This window comes from Micromonospora sp. DT47 (assembly GCF_049844475.1).
Lineage (GTDB): Bacteria > Actinomycetota > Actinomycetes > Mycobacteriales > Micromonosporaceae > Micromonospora.
Genome location: NZ_JBNCLC010000008.1, coordinates 176,204 through 198,464, shown reverse-complemented (window position 1 = coordinate 198,464; position 22,261 = coordinate 176,204). Strand labels below are relative to the sequence as shown.

Annotated in this window: 27 protein-coding genes; 18 read left to right on the top strand and 9 right to left on the bottom strand. The window is 73.4% G+C overall.

The window, feature by feature from the left end:
* Window positions 1-19: 19 nt before the first annotated feature.
* Entirely contained in the window at window positions 20-892 is an 873-nt protein-coding gene (locus ACLQ2U_RS15270) for a polysaccharide deacetylase family protein (RefSeq protein WP_425751285.1), read from the bottom strand.
* Window positions 893-1,067: 175 nt separating this feature from the next.
* Window positions 1,068-1,781 (bottom strand): winged helix-turn-helix transcriptional regulator, encoded by a 714-nt coding sequence (locus ACLQ2U_RS15265; RefSeq protein ID WP_425751284.1) that lies wholly within the window; start codon window positions 1,779-1,781, stop codon window positions 1,068-1,070.
* 252 nt (window positions 1,782-2,033) lie between these two features.
* Here ACLQ2U_RS15265 and ACLQ2U_RS15260 point away from each other — a divergent pair, with 252 nt between their 5' ends.
* The 6 genes from ACLQ2U_RS15260 to ACLQ2U_RS15235 all read left to right on the top strand — a co-directional run bounded on the left by ACLQ2U_RS15260 (window position 2,034) and on the right by ACLQ2U_RS15235 (window position 6,682).
* Window positions 2,034-3,083 (top strand): hypothetical protein, encoded by a 1,050-nt coding sequence (locus ACLQ2U_RS15260; RefSeq protein WP_425751283.1) that lies wholly within the window; start codon window positions 2,034-2,036, stop codon window positions 3,081-3,083.
* 108 nt (window positions 3,084-3,191) lie between these two features.
* Window positions 3,192-3,980, top strand: coding sequence for a DUF2993 domain-containing protein (locus tag ACLQ2U_RS15255; protein ID WP_425751282.1), 789 nt, complete (start codon window positions 3,192-3,194; stop codon window positions 3,978-3,980).
* Between the two features lie 112 nt (window positions 3,981-4,092).
* Window positions 4,093-4,170, top strand: a complete 78-nt coding sequence (locus tag ACLQ2U_RS15250; protein ID WP_331214547.1) for an Ms5788A family Cys-rich leader peptide — start codon at window positions 4,093-4,095, stop codon at window positions 4,168-4,170.
* 201 nt (window positions 4,171-4,371) lie between these two features.
* Window positions 4,372-5,247, top strand: coding sequence for a sulfurtransferase (locus ACLQ2U_RS15245; protein WP_425751281.1), 876 nt, complete (start codon window positions 4,372-4,374; stop codon window positions 5,245-5,247).
* A 3-nt stretch (window positions 5,248-5,250) separates the two neighbouring features.
* The gene (locus tag ACLQ2U_RS15240) at window positions 5,251-5,589 is read left to right on the top strand and encodes a DUF1416 domain-containing protein (RefSeq protein WP_425751280.1); all 339 of its coding nucleotides are present in this window, start codon (window positions 5,251-5,253) and stop codon (window positions 5,587-5,589) included.
* A 238-nt stretch (window positions 5,590-5,827) separates the two neighbouring features.
* On the top strand, window positions 5,828-6,682 hold the full coding sequence (locus ACLQ2U_RS15235) for a hypothetical protein (RefSeq protein ID WP_425751279.1): 855 nt from the start codon (window positions 5,828-5,830) through the stop codon (window positions 6,680-6,682).
* Window positions 6,683-6,706: 24 nt separating this feature from the next.
* On the opposite strand, the gene ACLQ2U_RS15230 is transcribed toward ACLQ2U_RS15235, so the two are convergent.
* The 3 genes from ACLQ2U_RS15230 to ACLQ2U_RS15220 form a co-directional block, all read right to left on the bottom strand.
* Entirely contained in the window at window positions 6,707-8,761 is a 2,055-nt protein-coding gene (locus tag ACLQ2U_RS15230) for a glycogen debranching N-terminal domain-containing protein (protein WP_425751278.1), read from the bottom strand.
* Window positions 8,758-9,138 carry an SCP2 sterol-binding domain-containing protein gene (locus ACLQ2U_RS15225; protein ID WP_425751277.1) on the bottom strand — a complete coding sequence of 127 codons (381 nt, stop codon included), beginning with the start codon at window positions 9,136-9,138 and terminating at the stop codon, window positions 8,758-8,760. The genes ACLQ2U_RS15230 and ACLQ2U_RS15225 overlap by 4 nt, the downstream gene beginning before the upstream one ends.
* Window positions 9,139-9,231: 93 nt before the next feature.
* On the bottom strand, window positions 9,232-9,606 hold the full coding sequence (locus ACLQ2U_RS15220; protein WP_425751276.1) for a DsrE family protein: 375 nt from the start codon (window positions 9,604-9,606) through the stop codon (window positions 9,232-9,234).
* A 12-nt stretch (window positions 9,607-9,618) separates the two neighbouring features.
* Here ACLQ2U_RS15220 and mtfM point away from each other — a divergent pair, with 12 nt between their 5' ends.
* Both mtfM and ACLQ2U_RS15210 read left to right on the top strand, forming a co-directional pair.
* Window positions 9,619-9,723, top strand: coding sequence for a small membrane protein MtfM (gene mtfM, locus ACLQ2U_RS15215; protein ID WP_266320062.1), 105 nt, complete (start codon window positions 9,619-9,621; stop codon window positions 9,721-9,723).
* Window positions 9,720-10,322 carry an FABP family protein gene (locus tag ACLQ2U_RS15210; protein ID WP_425751275.1) on the top strand — a complete coding sequence of 201 codons (603 nt, stop codon included), beginning with the start codon at window positions 9,720-9,722 and terminating at the stop codon, window positions 10,320-10,322. Before mtfM ends, ACLQ2U_RS15210 begins: the two co-directional genes overlap by 4 nt.
* Before the next feature lie 17 nt (window positions 10,323-10,339).
* On the opposite strand, the gene ACLQ2U_RS15205 is transcribed toward ACLQ2U_RS15210, so the two are convergent.
* Window positions 10,340-11,188, bottom strand: a complete 849-nt coding sequence (locus tag ACLQ2U_RS15205) for an aminotransferase class IV (RefSeq protein ID WP_425751274.1) — start codon at window positions 11,186-11,188, stop codon at window positions 10,340-10,342.
* 92 nt (window positions 11,189-11,280) lie between these two features.
* Between ACLQ2U_RS15205 and ACLQ2U_RS15200 the strand changes: the two genes are divergently transcribed.
* The 9 genes from ACLQ2U_RS15200 (at window position 11,281) to ACLQ2U_RS15160 (ending at window position 18,280) form a co-directional block, all read left to right on the top strand.
* Window positions 11,281-11,685, top strand: a complete 405-nt coding sequence (locus ACLQ2U_RS15200) for a Fur family transcriptional regulator (RefSeq protein ID WP_425751390.1) — start codon at window positions 11,281-11,283, stop codon at window positions 11,683-11,685.
* Window positions 11,682-12,794: a YgfZ/GcvT domain-containing protein gene (locus ACLQ2U_RS15195; RefSeq protein WP_425751273.1), complete on the top strand. Its 1,113-nt coding sequence runs from the start codon at window positions 11,682-11,684 to the stop codon at window positions 12,792-12,794. The genes ACLQ2U_RS15200 and ACLQ2U_RS15195 overlap by 4 nt, the downstream gene beginning before the upstream one ends.
* A 57-nt stretch (window positions 12,795-12,851) precedes the next feature.
* Window positions 12,852-13,679, top strand: a complete 828-nt coding sequence (locus ACLQ2U_RS15190) for a 3-keto-5-aminohexanoate cleavage protein (RefSeq protein WP_425751272.1) — start codon at window positions 12,852-12,854, stop codon at window positions 13,677-13,679.
* A 94-nt stretch (window positions 13,680-13,773) separates the two neighbouring features.
* The gene (locus ACLQ2U_RS15185; protein ID WP_425751271.1) at window positions 13,774-14,733 is read left to right on the top strand and encodes an asparaginase; all 960 of its coding nucleotides are present in this window, start codon (window positions 13,774-13,776) and stop codon (window positions 14,731-14,733) included.
* 275 nt (window positions 14,734-15,008) lie between these two features.
* Window positions 15,009-15,605 (top strand): helix-turn-helix domain-containing protein, encoded by a 597-nt coding sequence (locus ACLQ2U_RS15180; RefSeq protein WP_425751270.1) that lies wholly within the window; start codon window positions 15,009-15,011, stop codon window positions 15,603-15,605.
* Complete coding sequence (locus tag ACLQ2U_RS15175) at window positions 15,602-16,261, top strand: hypothetical protein (RefSeq protein WP_425751269.1); 660 nt, start codon at window positions 15,602-15,604, stop codon at window positions 16,259-16,261. The genes ACLQ2U_RS15180 and ACLQ2U_RS15175 overlap by 4 nt, the downstream gene beginning before the upstream one ends.
* Window positions 16,262-16,332: 71 nt before the next feature.
* Window positions 16,333-16,647 carry a DUF2516 family protein gene (locus ACLQ2U_RS15170; protein ID WP_425751268.1) on the top strand — a complete coding sequence of 105 codons (315 nt, stop codon included), beginning with the start codon at window positions 16,333-16,335 and terminating at the stop codon, window positions 16,645-16,647.
* Window positions 16,644-17,531 (top strand): alpha/beta fold hydrolase, encoded by an 888-nt coding sequence (locus tag ACLQ2U_RS15165; RefSeq protein ID WP_425751267.1) that lies wholly within the window; start codon window positions 16,644-16,646, stop codon window positions 17,529-17,531. Before ACLQ2U_RS15170 ends, ACLQ2U_RS15165 begins: the two co-directional genes overlap by 4 nt.
* Before the next feature lie 11 nt (window positions 17,532-17,542).
* On the top strand, window positions 17,543-18,280 hold the full coding sequence (locus ACLQ2U_RS15160; protein ID WP_425751266.1) for an alanyl-tRNA editing protein: 738 nt from the start codon (window positions 17,543-17,545) through the stop codon (window positions 18,278-18,280).
* A gap of 44 nt (window positions 18,281-18,324) precedes the next feature.
* On the opposite strand, the gene ACLQ2U_RS15155 is transcribed toward ACLQ2U_RS15160, so the two are convergent.
* Together ACLQ2U_RS15155 and ACLQ2U_RS15150 are read right to left on the bottom strand one after the other, a co-directional pair.
* Entirely contained in the window at window positions 18,325-19,236 is a 912-nt protein-coding gene (locus ACLQ2U_RS15155) for a GNAT family N-acetyltransferase (protein ID WP_425751265.1), read from the bottom strand.
* Window positions 19,237-19,543: 307 nt separating this feature from the next.
* A complete protein-coding gene (locus tag ACLQ2U_RS15150; RefSeq protein ID WP_425751389.1) occupies window positions 19,544-20,230 on the bottom strand; it encodes a nucleotidyltransferase domain-containing protein in 687 nt (228 codons plus the stop codon).
* Window positions 20,231-20,307: 77 nt separating this feature from the next.
* Here ACLQ2U_RS15150 and ACLQ2U_RS15145 point away from each other — a divergent pair, with 77 nt between their 5' ends.
* Window positions 20,308-21,222 (top strand): SDR family oxidoreductase, encoded by a 915-nt coding sequence (locus ACLQ2U_RS15145; protein ID WP_425751264.1) that lies wholly within the window; start codon window positions 20,308-20,310, stop codon window positions 21,220-21,222.
* Here ACLQ2U_RS15145 and ACLQ2U_RS15140 read toward each other — a convergent pair.
* Window positions 21,213-22,205 (bottom strand): helix-turn-helix transcriptional regulator, encoded by a 993-nt coding sequence (locus ACLQ2U_RS15140; protein WP_425751263.1) that lies wholly within the window; start codon window positions 22,203-22,205, stop codon window positions 21,213-21,215. The two genes, ACLQ2U_RS15145 and ACLQ2U_RS15140, sit on opposite strands and share 10 nt — an antisense overlap.
* Window positions 22,206-22,261 lie beyond the last annotated feature (56 nt).

The window sequence follows — 22,261 nt, the reverse complement described above, 5'->3', positions numbered from 1 at the left end:
GGTGCTCCGACGCGACGGTTCAGGTCGTGCCGGCGGTCGGGAGGGCCGCCAGCCGGAACCGGCCGGCCAGGTCCGGCAGGATCAGGTGCAGCGCGTCGACGGTGTCCTGCCGGTTCCCGCCGGCGTCGTGCAGCAGCACGATCGATCCGGCGGCGGTGTCCCGGGTTACCGTCGCCGTGATCGTCGCGGCACCCGGGGCCTGCCAGTCGTTGGGATCGACGGTCCAGTGCAGCGGGACCATCCCCAGCTCCTCCGCGACCTGGACCACCGGGTACGTCCACGCCCCGCCCGGCTGCCGGAAGTACCCGATGGGCGAGTCGGGCGCGGCGGTCCGGATCGCCTCGTTGGTGCGGAGCAGGTCGGCGCGGATCACCTCGGGGGAGCGCTTGCCGAGCAGGAAGTCGTGGTTCCACGAGTGGTTGCAGAGGGTGTGCCCGTCGGCCACGATCGCCTGGATCAGGTCGGGGTGGTTCCTGGCGTTCTCGCCGACTACGCAGAACGTCGCCTTCACCTGATACTGGCGCAGCACCTCCAGCACCTGCGGGGTGTACTGCGGGTCCGGCCCGTCGTCGAAGGTCAGCGCGACCTCGGGCGAGCCGGTGTCCACCCGGGCGCCGAAGAGGGCGTCGCCGCCCTCGGCCATCCGGTGACCATCGGGCTGCTGGCCGGTCGCGGGGGTGTCCGGCGGGGGTGCCGGACGATCGCCGTGGCTTCGGCCGGACTCGGACGCCTGGTCGGCGTACTGGGCATCGTCGACGCTGGTGGCGACGCCGTCGTGGGGCCGCGGCGGGTCGGGCACCAGGCTGCGGCCGAGCGCGTACGCGGACCCGAGCAGAGCGGCGAGCACCAGCGTCACGACGGCGACGGCCCGGCCGGTCGACCCCGCGGCCATCAGCGGCACCGCCGGTCCGGATCGCGGAACGGACCCTTCGTCGCCCCCGTGGTCAGTGCACGCACCGTCGCCCCCTTCGCCCTGAACCCGGCAGTCAGAATAGAGCCGGCAACAGGTGCAAAAAGGGGCGTACCGGAAAGAGTAGTTAGATCAGGTGGAACTCCGACGCGCGACGTCAGACCGGCAGCGGGGCGTGCTCCGACTCGGGCAGCGACCGCGACGGCGGGACCACGAACTTGTAGCCCACCTGCCGGACCGTGCCGATCATCGACTCGTACTCCGAGCCGAGCTTCGCCCGCAGCCGCCGGACGTGCACGTCCACCGTCCGGGTGCCGCCGAAGTAGTCGTACCCCCAGACCTCGCGGAGCAGCTGGTCCCGGGTGAAGACCCGGCCCGGGTGCTGGGCCAGGAACTTCAGCAGCTCGAACTCCTTGTAGGTGAGGTCGAGCGGCCGGCCCTTCAGCTTCGCCGCGTAGGTGTCCGGGTCGATGGTCAGCTCGCCGGCCCGGATCGAGCCGCCCGCCCCGGCGGTGACGTTGCTCAACCGGCCGACCGCCAGCCGCAGCCGGGCCTCCACCTCGGCCGGGCCGGCACCGGCCAGGATGACGTCGTCCACGCCCCAGTCGGCGTTGAGGGCGATCAGGCCGGCCTCGGTCACCACCGCCACCAGCGGCACGCCCAGGCCGGTGGCGTGCAGCACCCGGCAGGTGGCCCGCGCCTCGCTCAGCTCGGAACGGGCGTCGACCAGCACCGCGTCCGGGCTCGGCCCGGAGACCAGCGTGCGGACGTCACGCGGGGCGGTGCGGACCGAGTGCGGCAGCAGGTCCAGCGCCGGCAGCACTGCAGACGGCTCACCCGCGCGCGCGGTCACCAGCAACAGGATCTCCACACGATCACCTCCGTCCCGGCGGCCCGTGGCCGCTCGCGACCAGCGGCACCCCGGACCGGGCGTGGCGCTGAGAACTTGCGTGGGTCCCGGCGTCGCTGACGGGCAGGTAACGGCTTGAGCGTAACCGATCGCCCAGGTGAGGCCTCGGCGTCCTTTACCCTTTGTCTGATCTGCCCATGAACGCTCCGCAGGTTTTAACGTTGCCGAAACCGTGACCTCCGCCGGAGCGGCCTGGTCTGGCACGATCGGGGCGTGTTTCCCTCGACCTCGCCCGAGACCGGTAACGACCGGTGGGCCGACAACGCGCACCCGGGCCCGGGCGGCCCCTCCCGCGGCTACCCGCCCGGACCGCGTACCGGACCCGCCGACGATGGTGAGCAGCGGCGAGAGCGCGGCGGGCCGCGCCGGGCCCGCAAGGGCGGCGCGCCCCGCCGGCCGGACGACGAGGTGGACGAGCCGGACGAGGAGCCGGTCGAGCCGGTCGAGGTCCGCAGGCCGCTCTCGCTGACCGTCGCGGGCTTCGCCGCGCTGCTCGGCGTCGGCCTGGTGCTCGGCGCGCAGACCGCCGGCCCCGGGCACCGGCTGCCGTTCGCGTTCATCGTCTTCGGCGTCCAGCTGCTCTTCGTCCTCGCCTGGACGATGGCCATGCGCCCCCCGGCGCTGCTGCTGGTCGCGGTGATCAGCGTGGCGGTCGCCGCGACCGCCGACGTCGCCGCCGTCCAGTCCGACATCGCCGGCCTGGCGCCGCTCGGCTACGCCGCCGCGGGCGGCTTCGTCCTCGGCGTGCTCGGCCAGCTGGTCCGCCGGGTCGACCGGGTACGGGTGACCGACTCGCTCGGCACCACGCTGCTGATCGTGGTCGGCGTGGTCGCCTTCGCCACCCTGATCACGTTGAGCCGGATCCCGGCCGGCACCCAGGCGATCACCGTCTGCCTGGTCGCCAGCGGTGTGGCGCTCACCGTCGCCCGGCTCACCGACGCGTTCCTGCCCTGGCCCCGGCTCGCCCCGCAGGTGCCCAGGGGCGCGGCCGGAGTGGTCGGCGGCGCGATGATCGGCACCCTGACCAGCGCGGTGCTCGGCAGCTACCTGGTCGGCTTCACGCCGACCAGCGCGGCGCTGATCGGCCTGGTCACCGCGGCCACCGCCGTGCTGGCCGACCTCGCCGTCGGGTACGCCGAGGCGGGCCGGCTGATGGCCGGCGAGCCGCCGACGATGTGGATCGCCCGGCACATGCAGGGCCCGCTCGGCGGTTTCGCGCTCGCCGCGCCGGCCGCGTACGCGATGTGCGTGCTGTTCCTCTGAGCCGAGGGTTGAGCGTTCCGGCGCTCGGGTAATAGCGGTGCGCCGTACGGCGGCGGCGGTCAGGAACGGGCGTCGCCGCACCGGGCGGCGACGGAGACAGGAGGCGGCGTGGCAGAGGCGTACCCGGAGTACGAGGAACGGCCCCGACGGCGCGGGCGCAAGGTGCTCGTCACGCTGGTCGTGCTGCTCCTGATCCTGGCCGGACTGCTGGTGGTGGCCGACCGAGTGGCGGCCGGTGTGGCCGAGCGGGCGATCGCCGACCAGGTCAGTCAGGAGGTCGCCAAGCAGGACGCGCAGTCCGCCCCGCCGAAGGTGGACGTCGGCGGCTTCCCGTTCCTCACCCAGGTGCTCGGCGGCCGGTACGAGCGGATCTCCATCGTGCTGACCGAGGTGCAGGGCCCGGTCCAGGGCGAGACGGTGAGCCTGCCCCGGCTCGACGTGGACGCGCGCAACGTGCGGGCCTCGCTGGACACGCTGCGGTCCGGGCAGGGCGACGTGGTCGCCGAGTCGGTGAACGGCACCGGCACGGTCTCCTACGACAGCCTGGCCAAGCTGCTGGACCGGCCCGGGCTGAAGCTCGGCGAGCAGAACGGCAAGCTGGCCGTCACCGCCCCGGTGGACATCCTCGGCCAGAAGCTCACGGTCGCCGGCACCGCCGACGTGACCGTCTCCGACAACGGCAAGGTCGCGCTGCGCTTCAACGACCTGAACGCCGAGGGGCTACCCGCAGTGCCGCTGGCCAAGACCCTGCTGAGCAACTACGCCAAGGGCATCTCGATCGACGTGCCCCTGCCGGAGCTGCCGTTCCAGCTCAACGTCCGCAAGGTCGAGCCGAAGCCCGAGGGGCTGATGGTGACCGCGGACGCGAAGGACGTACCCATCAACTCGGCCGGCTGAGCCGGTCCGCGCACGGCCCGGCTCCGGCCGGGCCGTCAGCGTTTCCGGGGTCCGTCCCGGATGCTGGTCGACGCGCTGGCGCTCTCCGCGACGGCTGGTAGGGTCCGTGCCCATGGGGACGCTCCTCACCAAACGGCGCGCGGTCGACCTGTGCCGCGTGGCCACCTGCCTGTGTCGCTCCGTCATCTGACGGCGGGGCTGTCTCCGGCCGCCTAGCGGCCATCGCACCCGGGGTCCGCGTACCTTCCGGTGCTCTCCCACCGCACGCCCGGCAGCGGCGCCGTCGCACGAACCCGTGATCCGTTCACTATGGGTCCCGCGCGTGGTGCGACAATCATCGATTTCGATCCCCGCGCTGGCTCACCATCCATCCTCACCAGGGAGTGATCTGATGAGTCGCGACACCGCACTCGTCTCGGCCGAGTGGGCCGAGAAGAACATCGACGCCCCGGGCGTCGTCTTCGTCGAGGTCGACGAGGACACCTCGGCCTACGACACCGGCCACATCGCCGGCGCGATCAAGCTCGACTGGAAGACCGACCTGCAGGACCCGGTCCGCCGGGACTTCGTCAACAAGGCCCAGTTCGAGGCGCTCCTCTCCGAGCGCGGCATCGCCAACGACGACGCCGTCATCCTGTACGGCGGCAACAACAACTGGTTCGCCGCGTACGCGTACTGGTACTTCACGCTCTACGGCCACCGAAACGTGAAGCTGATCGACGGCGGTCGCAAGAAGTGGGAGCTGGACGGTCGCCCGCTGGTCACCGACGCCGTCTCCCGCCCGGCCACCCGGTACGTCGCCCAGGAGCAGGACAGCTCCATCCGCGCTTTCCGGGACGAGGTCGTCGCGGCGATCGGCAGCAGGAATCTGGTCGACGTGCGCTCCCCCGACGAGTACGGCGGTCGGCTGCTCGCCCCGGCCCACCTGCCTCAGGAGCAGGCACAGCGGGCCGGCCACGTCCCCACCGCGGTCAATGTCCCGTGGTCCAAGGCGGCCAACGAGGACGGCACCTTCAAGTCCGACGACCAGTTGCGCTCGATCTACACGGCCGCCGGGCTGGACGACAGCAAGGACATCATCGCGTACTGCCGGATCGGTGAGCGCTCCTCGCACACCTGGTTCGTGCTCAAGGAACTGCTCGGCCATCAGAACGTGAAGAACTACGACGGCTCGTGGGTCGAGTACGGCTCGCTGGTCGGCGTGCCGGTGGTGCTCGGCGACACTCCCGGCGAAGCCGGGCCGGACAGCTCTGTCGGGGAGGCCTGAGCCATGACCGCTCCTGCCGCAGCAACCGCTGCCACCGCCGCTGGTTGCGCCGCTCCCGACCAGGCCGCCCCCCTGCCGGCCAGCCTCGACCTGGAGAAGGAAACCGTCATCACCGGTCTGGTGACCGCCGAGTCCGGTGAGGCCGTTCCGGGCGCGTACGTCCGGCTGCTCGACTCGACCGGTGAGTTCACCGCCGAGGTGGTCACCTCCCCGGCCGGGCAGTTCCGCTTCTTCGCCGCGCCGGGCAGTTGGACGCTGCGGGCGCTCTCCCGGCACGGCAACGGCGACACCGCCGTGACCGCCGCACGGGGGATCAACGAGGTCTCCGTGACGGTCGCCTGACCCACGCTCTGATCGGCCCGGGGCCGGTCACCCCACGCGGGGTGACCGGCCCCGCCCGTGTTCCCTGGCGCTGCGCGGGGCGGCCGGGCGGCGCCCGGGGGTTTTCATGATCGTCCGCGACCGTGCGCGCCGCGTGTCGGAAGTGCAAACGATCATGGTTCGGCGGGTCGGACGGTTCGGAGATGCGGCGGCGGCCGCCGGGCGCGAGGGTGCGGTTGGTGCGTGACACGATGGGCGGGTGAGTGCTGTCCAGGCGGGGTGGGCCCCGCCGAGTGGTCCCCCCGAGCCGGCGCGGCAGCGGTCCTGGCCGCGTTGGCTGCTGGCGGTGACCGTGGCCTGGGCGCTGCTGCTCGGCGCGCTCACCTGGTGGTCGGTGCGGCACGACCCGCCGACCGTCCGCGAGCAGCGCAGCCTGTCCGCGGCCGACCCGGTGGTCGATCGGGCGGTCGGCCGGCTGGTCGTCGCGATCGGTGCCGGCGCGTGGGCGCTGACCGGTGCGACGGTCGAGCGGGGCTGCCGGGTCACCCCGATGGCCGACGGCGCGGCACTGACCCGCGGCGTGGAGGTGTTCGTCCCCGACGGCGGGGAGCGGGCGCTGCTGGAACGGGTCGCCGGCGGGCTTCCCGGGAGCTGGCGGGCCGGCGTCCGGCCCGGCGCGGACGGTCCCCGGCTGCGCGCCGACGCCGGCGAGTTCGTGGCGGTCGAGGGACGGGTGGTCGGCGGCGGCCGGGTCCGGTTGACCGCGGACACCGGCTGCCGTCCGGTCGACACCGAGCTGGCGACGCTGCTGCCCGGGGCCGGTGGTGAGACCGCCTTGGCGGTGGACGAGGCGTCGCGGGCCCTCGGCCGTCCGCTCGCGGGGGTGGCGGAGCCGCTGAGCGCGGCCTGCCCCGGCGGCGGCCGGGCCCGGACCGCCGCGGCGACCGCAGGCTCCGCGCCGATGTCGCTGGCCGCGCTGAAGTCGCTCGCCGCCGGCGCCGCGGTGGTGGACCTACCCGAGGTGTACGCCTACCGGCGCGGCCCGGTCGTCGTCGTGGCCGACGCGACCGGCGAGCAGGTACGCCTGACCGCCTCCACCGGCTGCTCCGGTTGACCGTCGCCCGCCCGGCGGCCGACGTCAGTGGCCGCGGCTGTCGTCGTGCGGGGTGCGGCTGCGACCCAGGGCGTCTACCCACCCCCACCGGCCCGAGATGTCCAGCAGCTCGACCCGACCCATGCCCTCCGGCACCGCGGGGTCGATGATCAGGTGCTCGCCCTGCGGTTCCAGGCCGAGCATCACCCGCAGCAGCAGCAACGGCGTGCCGGCCGACCAGGCCTGCGGGCTGCACGCGGTCGGGTACTGGACCGGGTAGTCAGTGAGCCCGCGCTCGTACCCGGCGAACGCCTCCGGCAGCCGCCCGTCGAAGAACCGGGACGCGCTGAGCATGGCATCGCAGATCCGCGCCGCCTCCTCCCGGAAGCCGTACCGGGTCAGGCCCCAGGCGATGAAGGCGTTGTCGAACGGCCAGACCGTGCCGACGTGGTAGCCGATCGGGTTGTAGCGTCCCTGCCCGGTGGCGAGGGTCCGCACCCCCCAACCGGAGAAGAGCTCCGGGCTGAGCAGGCGCTCGGCGATCCGGGCGGCCCGGGGCTCCTCGACGATGCCGCTCCACAGCAGGTGGCCCATGTTGGAGGCGAGCGCGTCCACGTGCCGTCCCTCCGGGTCCAGGGCCAGCGCGTAGGACTCCTTCTCCGGCATCCAGAAGTCGTGGTTGAAGCGTTCCTTGAGTGCCGCCGCCTCCCGTTCCAGTCGCTCCGCGTACCCGGGGTCGTTCCAGACCGTCCGGGCCAGCCGAGCGCCGCGCAGCTTCGCGTCGTACGCGTAGCCCTGGATCTCGCAGGTGGCTCGGGGGAAGGCCGGCAGCCGGCCGTCGGCGTAGCTGATCGAGTCCCAGGAGTCCTTCCAGCACTGGTTCTCCAGCCCGGTCTCGGGGTTGCGGGTGCGGTACCAGACGTATCCGGTGCCGAGCAGGTCGCCGTACGTGTCGATCCAGTGCAGCGCCGCCCGGGCGGCGAACTCCAGCTTCTTGACCAGCGTGGCGTCCCCGGTCCACCGCTCGTACTCGTCGAGCAGGATCACGAAGAGTGGGGTCGTGTCGGCGGAGCCGTAGTAGGGGGAGTGCGGCTGCTCCTCGAAGCCGGCCGTCTCGCCGTAGCGCAGCTCGTGCAGGATCTTGCCGGGTTCCTCGTCGCGGAAGTCGTCCAGCCGGTGGCCCTGCAGGCCGGCGAGTATCTGGAGGGTCGGCGGGACGAGGCCCGGCAGGAACGGCAGCACCTGCAACGAGGTGAGGATGCTGTCCCGGCCGAAGAGGGTCATGAACCAGGGCAGGCCGGCGGCGAGCAGCCGGACGCCGAGCGTGATCGACTCGTACCGGAGCGCGGCCAGGTCGTTCAGGCTCTGCCGGTACGCCCCGGCCAGCGGCTCGCAGTCGCAGCCCAGCTTCGGCGCCCGGTCGAGGAGGTCCTGCTGTTCGGCTCGGATCGCGTCCGGGGTGCGGTTGCCGCCCAGCGGGGTGGTGGCCCGGATGTCCTCGCCCCGGGCGCCGTAGATGATCGTCGCCACGTGCAGCCGGGTGCCCCACTCCGCGTGCGGGCCGATGCTGATCGACCAGGTCATCCCCGCCTGGTCCACGTGCGCCGACGCGGTGCTGGTGATCACCGCCTCGCGGTGGAAGCCGTCCCGCCGGTAGGTCAGCCGCAGCTCGTTCTCGCCGGCGGTGGCGGTGGTCCGTCCCTTCTTCGGCCGTTGGTGCTTGATCTCGAACAGGTCGGCGAAGTCGGAGCCCATCTCCATCCGGAGGCTGAACCGCATCTCCCGCCCGGAGTGGTTGAGCACGGTCAGCTCCTCGCCCATGCCGCCGCCGATGGACCGGCTGCGGATCACCGACACCTTGGCGTCGAGGTAGTGCGTCGGCTTGCCGGGCACGACGAAGTAGCGGGTCAGGTACGAGTGCGCGTCGTCGATGGAGAGGGCGTTCAGCCGTTCGCCGTCCAGGGTGAGCACCCAGGTGGAGAGGAACCGGGTGTCGAAGGAGAAGAGCCCGGTGGGGAAGTCGTACGACGGCTCGACGTCCCCCCGGGGGTCGCTGACCACGAACGTGTTGCCGTCGAGGATGCTGACCAGTTGCTTCATGCCGGCCGTCCGACCTGCTCGCGGGCGGTCTCCCGGGGGTCCCGCGTCCCCGGCGGGTCGGGGAAGAAGAAGCGGAAGGCGAGGAAGAGCGACACCTTGCCGCTGAACGTGCTCTCGTTGCGCAGCACCGAGGAGAGGCCCTGGGCGCGCCCGGTGACCAGCCGCTCGAAGAGGTCGGCGCTGCTGGTAAAGATGGCGTCCGCCGGCCCGCGGGCCCGGGTCACGACGGCCTCGCCCGGGCTCATCTGGACCAGCCAGTGCTCGGTGCGGTTGCCGGTGGTGAGCTCGATCTGGAGCGTGCCGCTGAGGGGCAAACGCAGGACCGCCGGGGCGCGCGCCGGCAGCGATGCGAAGAACTGCTCCGTCGCCTCGTTCACATCCGAATGGTAGGCAGCGGGCCGACAAGTCGGGTCAGTATCGGCACTCCGGACAGATCGGGCCGAAGTGGCCGGCCGATCGGCCGACGGCGGTCAGTAAACCAGCGCCTGGGCCCCCTCGGCCATCGCCTCCTCGACGAAGACGGCCGCGCCGGCGATGCGGACGCCGGGCAGCACGTCGTCCGGGCCGATGTCCCGGCGGGCGGCGCACTGGGTGCACGCGGTGACCCGGCCGGTGGTGAGGATGACGTGCAGCAGCTCGGCCAGGGGCGCGGAGTGCGGCAGCTCGAACTGCTCGGCCCGGCCGGGAACGGCGAACCAGGTCGACTCACCGGTCAGCCAGAGCGACACCTCCACCCCGGCCGCCACGGCGGTGGCGGCGACGGTGAAGGCCTGGGCGCACCGTTCCGGCGCGTCCGCCCCGGCGGTGGCCTTGACGACGAGAGTGCGGGCCATGCCACCCAGCATAGGATGACCATGATGGTTACCGAGATCGGGTTCGTCAGCCTGCTGGTCGCGGGCCTGGGCGCGCTCGCCGGTGGCCTGGTCTACCTGGCCGTACGCATATCGAGAGGTAACTGGTGAGCGCGAACCCGTCGGATGAGAACCCGCTGCAGCCGCCCTGGCTGAACGCGCCGCCGGTCGACGAGTACCCGTACGAGGAGAGCCACGACCTGCGGGTCGGGCCGAAGTTGCACCCCGCGCTCGACGGCCTGCTGCCCTACATCGGGGTGTGGCGTGGCCGGGGCCGGGGCGGCTTCCCCACCATCGAGGACTTCGACTTCGGCCAGGAGATCCGGATCAGCCACGACGGCCGGCCCTTCCTGTTCTACGAGTCGCGGGCCTGGATCCTCGACGAGCAGAGCCGGCCGGTCCGCCCGGCCGGGCGTGAGGTCGGCTGGTGGCGGCCGGTGCTCGACGGCGAGCGGGCCACCGACGAGCTGGAAGCCCTGATGACGAGCCCCACCGGGATCATGGAGCTGCACATCGGCAAGCGCAAGGGCACCCAGATCGAGTTCGCCACCGACGCGGTGGTCCGGACCTCCACCGCCAAGGAGGTCACCGCCGGTGCCCGGCTCTTCGGCATCGTCGAGGGCGCCCTGCTCTACGCGCAGGAGATGGCGGGCATGGGCCACGGCCTCTCCCCGCACCTCTCCGCCCGCCTCATCCGAGTGGCCGGCTGACCCCCCGCCCCGGCGGGTCAGCGGAGCGGGAAGCCCAGCAGCTCCTGGAGTTCGCGGGTGTGCGGGGAACGTTTCAGGTCGGTGCCGTCCAGGGTGCGGATCTCGGCGAGGCCGCGGACGGACGAGGTGAACCAGACCCCGTCCGCGGCCAGCAGCCCGTCCGGGGTGACCATCCGCTCGGCCGCCCCCAGGCCGACGTCGGTGGCGTGTTCGAGGAGCCAGGCGGCCGTGGTGCCGGGCAGGATGCCGGTGGTCGCCGCCGGCACGGTGCAGAGGCGGCCGCCGTCCAGCCACACCACGTTGGCGGTCGGTCCCTCCAGCACGTACCCGTCGCTGGAGACCCAGAGCACGTCGTCCACCCCGTTGCGGGCCGCCCAGCGTCGGGCGGCGGTGCTCGCCCCGTACGAGGTCGACTTGATGCCGGCGGGCAGCCAGTCCAGCTCCGGGCGGGTCGCCGCCGGCACCCCGAGGGAGCGGGTGGACACCGTGACGCCGTCCCGCCGGGCCCGCTTCGACCCCGGCGCGACCTCGCCCAGCGTGGCGTAGATCGCCGGTAGGCCGCCGCCCTCCGGCCCCCGGGTGCAGACCAGCCGCAGCGCCCCCTCGACCTCCGCCGGCCACCCGTCGGTCACCGCGTCCAGCAGCTCGACCAGCGCGTCGTCCGGGGGCAGCGGCAGCTCCACCGCCGCGGCGCCGGCCCGCAGCCGGGCCAGATGCGCCTCCCGCAGCCAGGGCCGCCCGTCGCGCAGGTGCATGGTCTCGAACAGGCCGTCCCCGCGCAGCACGCCCAGGTCGTCGCCGCGCAGCACCGGCTCCCCCCGGGGTACGACGCCCCGGCCGAGCACGGCGATCCTCGATGGCACCATGACCGCCGAGCGTAGTGGCGTACGTCGCCGGTGGCCGGACCGGCGGGGTGCCGAACTATGATCGGACGGTGTCCGAATCCTCCCTCGCGGAAATGCTCCGCTCCCGTGGGCTGCGGCTGACGGCGCAGCGGCAGCTGGTGCTCCAGGCCGTGCTGGACCTGGGACACGCCACGCCGGAGCAGGTGCACTCGGCGGTCCGGGAGGTGGCCGCCGGCGTCAACATCACCACCATCTACCGGACCCTGGAACTGCTGGAACGGCTCGGGCTGGTCACCCACACCCACCTGTCGCACGGGTCGCCGACCTACCACGCGGCCGGTGAGCACCAGCACGTCCACCTGGTCTGCCGGGAGTGCGGCGCGATCGACGAGATCGAACCCGAGCTGCTCCGACCGCTCGCCGAGCAGTTGGCGGGCGAGCGCGGCTTCCGGGTGGACATCGGGCACGTGGCGCTCTTCGGCGTCTGCGGCAACTGCGAGGACGGGGAACCGAAATGATCGACATCGCCGGAGCGGTGGCCGTCGAGGCCATCGACGAGGAGAGCCGCGACCAGCCGGAGCCCGCGCACCGGGCGGCGGGCGTACGCGGCGTCGCCGCCCACTACGGGGACCCGCTGCGTGAGCAGCGCACCCTGGCCACCGGGGTGGGCCTGGTGGACCGGTCGCACCGCGGCGTGCTGGCGGTGCCCGGCGAGGAGCGGATCGGCTGGCTGCACACCCTGACCAGCCAGCACCTGGCCGCGCTGAAGCCGGGCGAGGGCACCGAGCTGCTGGTGCTCAGCCCGCACGGGCACGTCGAGCAGCACGCGATGGTCGCCGAGGACGGCGAGACCACCTGGCTGGACACCGAGCCGGGCGCCACCGTCGGGCTGCTGTCGTACCTGGAGCGGATGCGGTTCTTCAGCAAGGTGGAGCCGCGGGACGCCACCGCCGACCACGCGCTGCTCTCGCTGGTCGGGCCGGAGGCGGCCGACGCCGTCGGGACGCTCGGCGTCACCGGGCTGGCCGCGCCGGAGACCGCCGCGGTGCCGGGTCCGAAGTTCCGCTCCGCGGAGCTGCCGCTGCGGCCCACCGCCGTGTACGACGTGAAGCCGCTGCCGGTCGGCGGCTGGGCCCGCAGGGGCCCGCTCGGCGTGGACCTGCTGGTGGCCCGGGACGCGATGGACCAGGTCGTCGCCGAGCTGCGGGGCGCCGGGGTGCCGGTGGCCGGGCTGTGGGCTTACGAGGCGGTCCGGGTGGCCGCCCGGCGGGCCCGGGTCGGGGTGGACACCGACCACCGGACCATCCCGGCCGAGGTGGATCTGATCGCCCCGGCCGTGCACCTGAACAAGGGCTGCTACCGGGGGCAGGAGACGGTGGCCCGGGTGCACAACCTGGGGAAGCCGCCCCGCCGGCTCGTACTCCTGCACCTGGACGGGGTGACCACCGACCAGCCGCCGGCCGCCGGCACGCCGGTGACCCGGGACGGCCGGGCGGTCGGTTTCGTCGGCACCGCCGTGCACCACTATGAGCTGGGTCAGATCGCCCTCGCGGTGGTCAAGCGCAACGTCCCCGACGACGCTCGCCTCCTGATCGGCGATACCGCCGCCGCGATCGACCCGTCCTGAGTCGGTGTTCAGTCCGGCTGTCGACCGGGCCTGAGCGGGGCGTCTAGGATCGCCGGCATGACGACAGGGACGTTGATCACGGTTGCCCCCACCGGCGCGGAGTCGGCCAAGGCGGAGGTGCCGGCGCTGCCGGTGACCCTCGACGAGCTGCTGCTGACCGCCAAGGAGTGCGAGGCGCTCGGCGCCGCCGTGATCCACGTCCACATCCGGGACGGCGAGGCGAAGCCGACCCTGGACCAGGGCCGGCTGCGGGAGACCGTGGCCGCGCTGCGGGAGAGCACCGACCTGATCGTGCAGCTCTCCTCCGGTGGCGCGGTGACCGACCCGGAGGCCGACCGGCTCGCCGTGCTCGACGCCGGGCCGGACATGGCCTCCTGCACCATGGGCACGCTCAACTTCGGTGACGACGTCTTCCTCAACCGCTGGGAGTTCATCGTCGACCTGCACATCCGGATGCAGGAGCGGGGCATCGTCCCCGAGTACGAGATCTTCGACCTCGGCCACCTCACCGCCCTGCAGCGCCTGCTCGGGAAGTACGGCCTGCCGCACGGCGGGCACGTGCACGTCGACTTCGTGATGGGCGTGCCGGGCGGCATGCCGGGCACCACGCAGGCACTGGTCGCCGCCCACCAGGCGCTGCGTGACCTGCCCGAGGGCACCACCTTCTCGGCCACCGGCATCGGGCGCAGCACCATCCCGGTGATGCTGGCCTCGCTCTCGGCCGGCGGTCACCTGCGGGTCGGCATGGAGGACACCGTCACCTACGCCAAGGGCCGCCCGGTGGAGTCCAACATGCAGCTGGTGGCCCGCGCGGTGGGCTTCGCCCAGCTCGCCCAGCGCCCGCCGCTGACCACCGCCGAGGCCCGGCAGCTGCTCGGCCTGTAAGCCCGGCTCCGCCCGGCACCCCTGTACGCCCGCGGCCGACGCCGCTGGTCACCCGCGTGCCGGGTCCGTCGGGCCCGTCGGTACCGTCCACTTCGTGGGAAAGACGTACGAGGGCGGCGTGCCGCTCGCCGAGGTGGTCCGGTCCGGTTTCGTGGAGGGCGTCCACCGCGGCTCGGTGGTGGTGCTCGACGCCGCCGGCGCGCCGGTGGCCGGGGCGGGGGACGTCGCCTCGCCGATCTTCCCGCGCTCGTCGAGCAAGCCGATGCAGACGGTCGGGATGCTCCGCGCCGGGCTGCCGCTGACCGAACCGGCCGACGTGGCGCTGGTCTCGGCCAGCCACGCCGGGGAGGAGTTCCACCTGGCCCGGGTCGGCGCGCTGCTGCGCGCCGCCGGGCTGGACGAGTCGGCGCTGCACTGCCCACCCGACCTGCCCTTCGGGGACGCGGCCCGGGAGGCCGTGCTGCGCGCCGGTGGCGGGCCGACCCGGGCGCAGATGAACTGCTCCGGCAAGCACACCGGGATGCTGCTGACCTGCCTCGCCGCCGGCTGGCCGCTGGACAGGTACTGGCGGCCCGAGCACCCGCTCCAGCAGCGGCTGCGGGCGGCGATCGAGGAGTTCACCGGCGAGGAGGCGGCCGCGGTCGGGGTGGACGGCTGCGGAGCGCCGGTGCTGGCCGTGTCGCTGACCGGGCTGGCCGGGGCGTACCTCCGGCTGGTCTCGGGAGAGCCCGGCACACCTGGACGGACCGTCGCGGACGCGATGCGGGCGTACCCGGAGGTGGTGGGCGGCACCCAGGCCGACGACACCCGGTTGATGCGCGGCGTCCCCGGCGTGCTGGCCAAGATCGGGGCCGAGGGGGTCATCGCGGCCGCGCTTCCCGGCGTCGGCGCGGTCGCCCTCAAGATCGACGACGGCGCGGCCCGGGCCCGGATGCCGGTGCTGGTCTCCGCGCTGCACCGGCTCGGCGTCGAGGCCCCGGTGCTGACCGAGTACGCCGAGGTGCCGCTGCTCGGCGGCGGCCTGCCGGTCGGGGCGGTCCGCGCCGTCTGGTGAGCCCGCCGCCCGGAGGGCTACGGACGGTAGCCCCTCCGGGATCGGATTCGACGGTGAGCGACATGCCTCTCCGTCTTATTTGTGCCGCTGAGTCATGTCACTCACCCGGGCATCGGCCCGGACGGCGCGACACGCCCGAGTGCCCGGCCGGGCCGGTGGCGCTCAGGCCAGAGCTACGGACCGGACAACCGGTTCGCAACCGCCCGTTGTTACCTTGCTAACTCTGGCTAGCATTTTGCTTGCTGGAGTTAGCGGAGCCGACTAGCGTTGGGGACATGGCCGCACCCAAGGATCTACCCGACGTCGGCGGATTCATCCGTGACCTGCGCCGGAACGCCAAGATCTCGCTGCGCCAGCTCGCCGAGCAGGCCGGGGTGAGCAACCCGTACCTGAGCCAGATCGAGCGGGGGCTGCGCAAGCCCAGCGCCGAGGTGCTCCAGCAGCTGGCCAGCGCGCTTCGGGTCTCCACCCCGGCGATGTACCTGCGGGCCGGGCTGCTCGACGACAAGGAGGGTCAGGGGGTGCTCGCGGCGATCGCCGTCGACCCCGACCTGACGATGGCGCAGAAGCAGTCGCTCAGCCAGATCTACGAGACCTTCCGCCGGGAGAACGTCCGGCTGGCCGAGGCGACCGCCGCGGCCGACCAGGCCGCCGCTGCCCAGGCGGAGAGCACGACGCCGGCGGAGCCGACCGCCGCCGCGGCCAGCGTCACGCCGGCCGCCACCGGTCCCACCACGCCGGAGGGCACCCCGACCGAGGCGGTCCTCGAGTCGGTCGCCGTCACCGAGGCCGGCGCGGCTCCCGCCCCCACCACCAGCACCAGCACGCCCGCCAGCAAGGCCGCCGTCGCGGCCGAGGAGGAGAAGTCATGACCCAGCCGAAGACCAACCGCATCCCGGCCCCGCTCTACGCCGCCGCCGGCGCCGGCGAGCTGGCCTACCAGCAGCTCCGCAAGCTCCCCACCGTGGTGAGCGAGCTGGGCAACCGGGTCGTCTCGGACGGCACCAAGGTGGTCACCGACCTGAGCGGCAAGGCCGTCGTCACCGGTTTCGAGCTGCGCCAGAAGGCCACCGAGACGCTGCGTACCGCCAACCTGACCGCCACCGGCCTGCGCGAGAAGGCCGTCCCGGCCGACCTCGACCTGGACACGCTGCGTGGTGCCGCCACCCGCAACGCCGCCACCCTGCTGGCCGGTGCGCAGGTCGCCCAGGAGCGGGCGCTGGCCGCGTACGGCGCGCTGATCGCCCGGGGCGAGCGCGTGGTCGGCGCCGGTGTGCTGGAGGCCGCCGACACGGTGAACGCCGACATCGAGGCGACCGACGCCACCGTGCCGGCCGAGGTGAAGACCGGGGCCCCGGTGGTCGAGACTCCGACCCCGGCCGACGTGGCCGAGGTCGTGGAGGCCAAGCCGGCCACTGCGAAGACCGCCACCGCGAAGACCACCCGGCCGCGGGCCACCACGGCTGCCGCCACCCCGTCGGCCAAGCTGCCGAAGACCACGAAGCGGACCCGCCCGGCCGCCGAGTGACATCGCGTCCGTGACGACCCCGGAAGCGTCCTGGCGGACGTTTCCGGGGTCGTCGGCATATGCTGGCCGGCATGGCCATCGCCGCGCCGATCTTCGTGTTCGACGTCGTCTTCGTGATCGAACGGATCCTGCTCGTCTTCGCACTGATCGTCCAGGGCGTCGCCCTGGTGCACGCCATCACCCAGCGGTCCGACGCCTTCCCGGCGATCGGCACCCTGCCCAAGGGCGGCTGGATCGCCATCCTGGCGGTCTGCCTGGTGCTCACCCTGGTCGGGTTCGGCGCGCTCAGCATCTTCGGGCTGATCGGCATTGCGGCCGGCCTGATCTACCTGCTCGACGTCCGGGTCGGGCTACGTGACCTGCACGACGGCAAAGGGTTCTGGTGAGGGGTTTCCGCTGGCCCCCGCCACCCGACGGCGGACCCCGCACCTGGGGTCCCGGTCCCGGCGCGCCGCGCACCGGCCGTCCGGCCCTGCCCGAGCCGGAGACGGAACTGGTCGCCACCCCGCACGGGGTACGGCTGGAGCGGCTGGTCACCGGCACCGGTGACCCGGCCACCGTCTTCGCCCACGGGCTGGGCAACGGCATCGCCACCACCCGCCCGTTCGGCAGCGGCGTCACCGGCCGCAAGATCTTCTTCCAGTTCCGCGGGCACGGCCGCTCGGACTCGCCGCCCGGCCCGTGGAGCTACCTGGACCTCGCCCGCGATCTGCGGGCCGTCGCCGACCTCGGCGGGGCCACCCGGGCGTTCGGGGCCAGCCTCGGCGCCGGCGCCCTCTGCCGGCTGCTGGTGGAGAGCCCGGACCGCTTCGAGAAGCTGGTCTTCTTCCTGCCGGCGGTGCTCGACACGCCGCGCGGGCCGGTCGCCCGGCAACGGCTGACCGACCTGCTCGACGCGGTGGGCGACGGTGACGCCTCGGCGCTCGCCGAGGTGGTCTCGCTGGAGGTGCCGCCCGCGGTGCGCAACACGCCCGCCGGGTGGGCCTACCTGCGGCAGCGGCTCGACCAGCTGCTCCGGGACGGGCTCGCCCCCGGGCTGGCCGACCTGCTGGAGCAGGCGCCGCTGCGGGACGCCTCCGCGCTCGCCGCGGTCACCGCCCCGGCGCTGGTGATCGGCTGCGCCGGCGACGACCTGCACCCGGCGCACGTCGCCGAGCAGCTGGCCGCCGCGCTGCCGCACGCCACCCTGCATGTGTACGACCGGCCGGGCGTGCTCTGGTCGGAACGCGCCGACCTGCGGGAGCGGATCTCGGCGTTCCTCAACGGGTAACGTCGCCTGTCATGGGCGTCACACACCACGGCCGCACCCACCGTCTGGACCTCGCCGACCCCACCCTGCGGGAGTGGGAGTGCACGGTGCTGGCGGCCGACCCCGAGCAGGGCATCGTGCTGGACCGGTCGGCGTTCTACCCGGGCGGCGGTGGGCAGCCGCCGGACCACGGCGTGCTGCTCTGGCAGGGCGTACAGACCCGGATCGTGGGCACCCGCAAGGGCGACGACCTCTACCTCATCCCCGCCGAGGGTGACCCGGTGCCGCCGCCCGGCACCACGGTGACCGGCGCGGTGGAGGACGACCGGCGGACCCAGCTGATGCGTACCCACTCCGGGCTGCACGTGCTCTGCGGGGTGGTGTTCCGCGACTTCGGCGCGCTGGTCACCGGCGGCAACATGGAACCGGGCGAGGCCCGGATGGACTTCAACCTGCCCGAGGTGCCGCCCGACTTCAAGGCGCGGATCGAGGAGCTGGTCAACGCCGAGGTGGCCGCCGACCGGTCGGTCGCCGTCCGGGTGCTGCCCCGGGCTGAGGCGCTCGCCCTGCCGGACATCATCCGTACCCAGTCCAACCTGATCCCGCCGGACGAGCAGGAGGTCCGGATCGTCGATATCGTCGGGCTGGACGTGCAGGCCGACGGCGGTACCCACGTCGCCTCCACCGGCCAGATCGGCAAGATCCAGGTGGTCAAGGTGGAGAGCAAGGGCCGGGCCAACCGCCGGGTCCGCGTCCGCCTCGCGGACTGAGTGGTGCCACCCGGCGCCGGTCGCACCGGCGCCGGGGTGACGTGTCAGACCAGGTCCACGCGTTCGCGCTCGACCGGGTATCCCGCCCGGGCGAAGACGGCGGCCATCGGGTGGTTGGTCTGGTCGGTGGCGGCCACGATCTCCGCCGCGCCCGCCTCCACCAGCAGGTGCGTGGCCTCGACCAGCAGGTCATACGCGTACCCGTGGCCGCGCTGCTCGGGGACGACCCCGACGAAGGCGACGATCGGGTCGCGGTGGTCGCGGTGGTTGCGAGCCGGCACGGTCACACCGACCAGCTCGCCGTCCGTGGCCCAGGCCAGTCGCCACCAGTCGCGCGGGCTCGGCAGCCAGCGGAGCAGGTCGAGCTCTTCCTGCGCCGCCGCGTCCGGACCGGACGCGGCGACGGTGTGCCGGGTGTGCGCGTCCAGGCTGCCCTCGCCGACTCGGCGCAGGACGTCGAGGATCACCTCGTCGTCCGGCTCCGGGCGGAACTCCAGCCGACCCGGCCGGGCCGGCAGCCCGCACTCCGGTGTCCAGCGGTACCTGTACCGCTCGACCAGCAGCGACATGCCAGCGGTCGTCGCGGCGTCGATCCGGGCCTCGCCCTGCGCCCGCACGGCCGGGTCGTCGCGCCAGCCGGGCGGCAGGGAGATGGAGTACTCCGTTTTCAGCGGTGCGGTCCGGAGCAGCTCGATCGCCGCGTCGGCATCGGAGAAGTCGAACCAGTCGAGGACCAGTGGGTGGTTGTCGTTCGGCCCGCCCCACCACGCGGCGCGGGCCACGACGACGTCGTCGCGCAGGGCGACCCAGGTCCATTCGGAGCGGTACTCGCCGGCGGCAACCATGGCGAGGTAGCTCTCGCCGAAGGCGGCGCGGCCGACGAGAGCAGGGTCGGGCAGGGAGTCGAAGAGTTGTTCCTCGCCCGCGGTGATCGGGCGGATGACCAGGTCGGTCATGGGGTCCTTCCGGGTGGCGACGTGCTCCCGGTTCAGAACCTCGGCGCCCTCGCGGCCGGGTGGGAGCACATGACTGTCGTGGTGGACACGGTGCTCACCTCCCTTTCGATGATCGAGGACGCCCGGGCAGCGTAACAGCGGGACCGGCGCCCGGCCCAGCGATTTTGACCGGTGTCAGCGGCCGATCGGGGGATGCCGTCGGCTCACCCGGGCGGGCCACCTCGGCGGTGTCCGGCCTCGCCCCGTCGGCCACCGCGACGGACACCGGCCGGGTGGCCGGGGGCCGACGGCATGGCCGCCGGCCCGGTCACCGGCCGCTCAGCTCCGCCGGCAGGAACGCGGCGCGCACGTCGAGCAGCCACCGCTCCACCGTCTCCTCGTCCGGCCGCGCCGGCAGCGGCGTACGGATGGTGTCGAAGTCCCGTTCCGCCTCGGCGACCAGCGCCCGCGCCTCCGTCAGCTCGCCGGCGGCGACCCGGTCGCCGAACGCCCGGAACCACTCCGGGTCGTCCAGCCGGATCTGCAGGACGCCGGTGGCGTAGAGCAGCCGGCCCTGGTGCACCAACCGGGCCAGGTGCCGGGCGTGCTTGGCGCTACGTCCGCGACTGCCCGCGCCGGAGTCGCGCGAGGCGAGCCGGCGGAACTGCTGGCCCGCGTATCCGAGGTAGGCGTCCCGGACCCGGGGCGCGCTGAGGAATGCCGAGCGGATGGTGATCAGCCGGTCACCGAACTCCGTCCGGGTCTCGTAGCACTCCTCCGGCAGCCACATCAGCTCGGTGGCCGTCGGATTGCCCTTCAAAGCCAGGCCGCAGTATTTCCGGGCCTCGTGCAGGGTGACGTCCGGGCCGGTCGTCACCACCGACTCGCGCGGTGGGTGCAGGCCGTGGAGGGCGACCGTGGGCGCGGCGAAGACGCCGATCCGGTCGACGTCCGAGCCCGGCCCGGCCAGCCCGTACGCGACCGAGCCGACGATCCCGGAGAGCAGCAGGTGCATGCAGGTGAGCATGACGGACGACACCGGTCGGCGAAACCGGACTTCGGTTGTCAGGTATCCATGCCAGGCTCCACGGCATGACGAAACCGCTGACAGGGAAGATCGCGCTCGTCGCCGGGGCGACCCGGGGCGCCGGCCGGCAGATCGCCGTCCAGCTCGGCGCGGCCGGAGCCACCGTCTACGTCACCGGCCGCACCACTCGCGAGCGGCGGTCCGAGATGGACCGGCCGGAGACCATCGAGGAGACCGCCGAGCTGGTCACCGCTGCCGGTGGCACCGGCATCCCTGTGCAGGTCGACCACCTGGTCCCCGAGCAGGTACGCGACCTGGCCGCCCGGATCGACGCCGAGCAGGGACGGCTGGACGTGCTGGTCAACGACATCTGGGGCGGCGACCCGCTGATCACCTGGGAGAAGCCGATCTGGGAGCAGCCGCTGGACGCCGGCTTCCGGACGCTCCGCCTGGCCATCGACACGCACATCATCACCAGCCACTTCGCGCTGGCGCTGCTGATCCGCAACCCCGACGGCCTGGTGATCGAGATCGGCGACGGCACCACGGCGTACAACGACGCCAACTACCGGCTGTCGATCTTCTACGACCTGGCCAAGGTGTCGGTGAACCGGTTGGCGTTCGCCCAGTCCAAGGAGCTGGAGCCGCACGGCTGCACCGCGGTCGCGGTGACCCCGGGCTTCCTCCGCTCCGAGGCGATGCTGGAGCACTTCGGCGTCACCGAGGAGAACTGGCGCGACGGGGTGGCCAAGGATCCGCACTTCGCCATGTCGGAGACCCCGGCGTTCGTCGGGCGCGCGGTGGCCGCCCTCGCCGCCGACCCCGGCCGGGCCCGCTGGAACGGGAGGTCCGTCGACAGTGGCGGGCTGGCCCAGGTGTACGGCTTCACCGACCTCGACGGCACCCGACCGCACTGGTCGCGCTACTACGAGGAGGTGCTGGAGAAGGGCGGCCCGGCGGACGACACGCCCTACCGCTGACCGTCGCGCCCCCGCTCCCGGTAGAGCCCGGCCATCCGCTCGGCCGCCGCGGCGAAGTGTTCCCGCAGCTCGGGTGGGTCCAGCACCTCCACCTCGGGGCCGAGCCGGAGCAGCACGTGGTACGCGAACGGTACCGACTCGACGGGCAGCCGGGTGACCACCCACCCCTGCCCGTCGGGTTCGCCCGCGGCGGCCAGTGCCTCCTCGTACGCGAAGGGGGCCTCGGCCACGTGCCGGAGCCCGCGCAGGCCGGCCGGGCTGAGCCGGACGGTGACCCGCGCGGTCAGCATGCCCCGCAGGAACGCCTCGGCCTGCTCCCGCCAGTACCCGCCCAGGTCGAACCCCTCGTCCCGGTTGAAGGTCTCCTCGCGCACCTCGACGTCGACCACCCGGTCCACCCGGTAGGTCCGGTGACCGTCGCCGACCCCGCCGATCAGGTACCAGACGCCACTCTTGAGCACCAGCCCGTACGGCTGCACCGTCCGGGTGACCTCCCGGTCGCCGCGCCGGTAGCGCAGCTCGACCACCCGGTCCCGCCAGACCGCCCGGGCCAGCTCGGCCAGCCACGGCGGCGGCCCGGCCTCCCGGAACCAGCCCGGCACGTCGAGGTGGAACCGCTGCCCGGCCCGGGCCGGCGCGTCCCGCAGCGCGGGCGGCAGCGCGGCGAGGACCTTCAGCTCGGCGGCCGCGACCGCGTCGGCCAGCCCCATGTCGCCGGCCGGTCCGGGCAGCCCGGAGAGGAAGAGCGCCTCCGCCTCGTCCCGGGTCAGCCCGGTCAGTCGGGTCCGATACCCGCCGAGCAGCCGGTAGCCGCCGGCCCGGCCCCGATCGGCGTAGACCGGCACCCCGGCGGCGGAGAGCGCCAGCACGTCCCGGTAGACCGTCCGCTCGGAGACCTCCAGCTCCCGGGCCAGCTCGGTCGCGGTCATCGTCTCCCGCGACTGGAGCAGCAGCACCAGTGAGATCAACCGCGACGCCCGCACCGTCCCATCCTGCCCCCGCGTCTGGCCGACGGGCGTGCGCGGGGCCACTAGGCTCT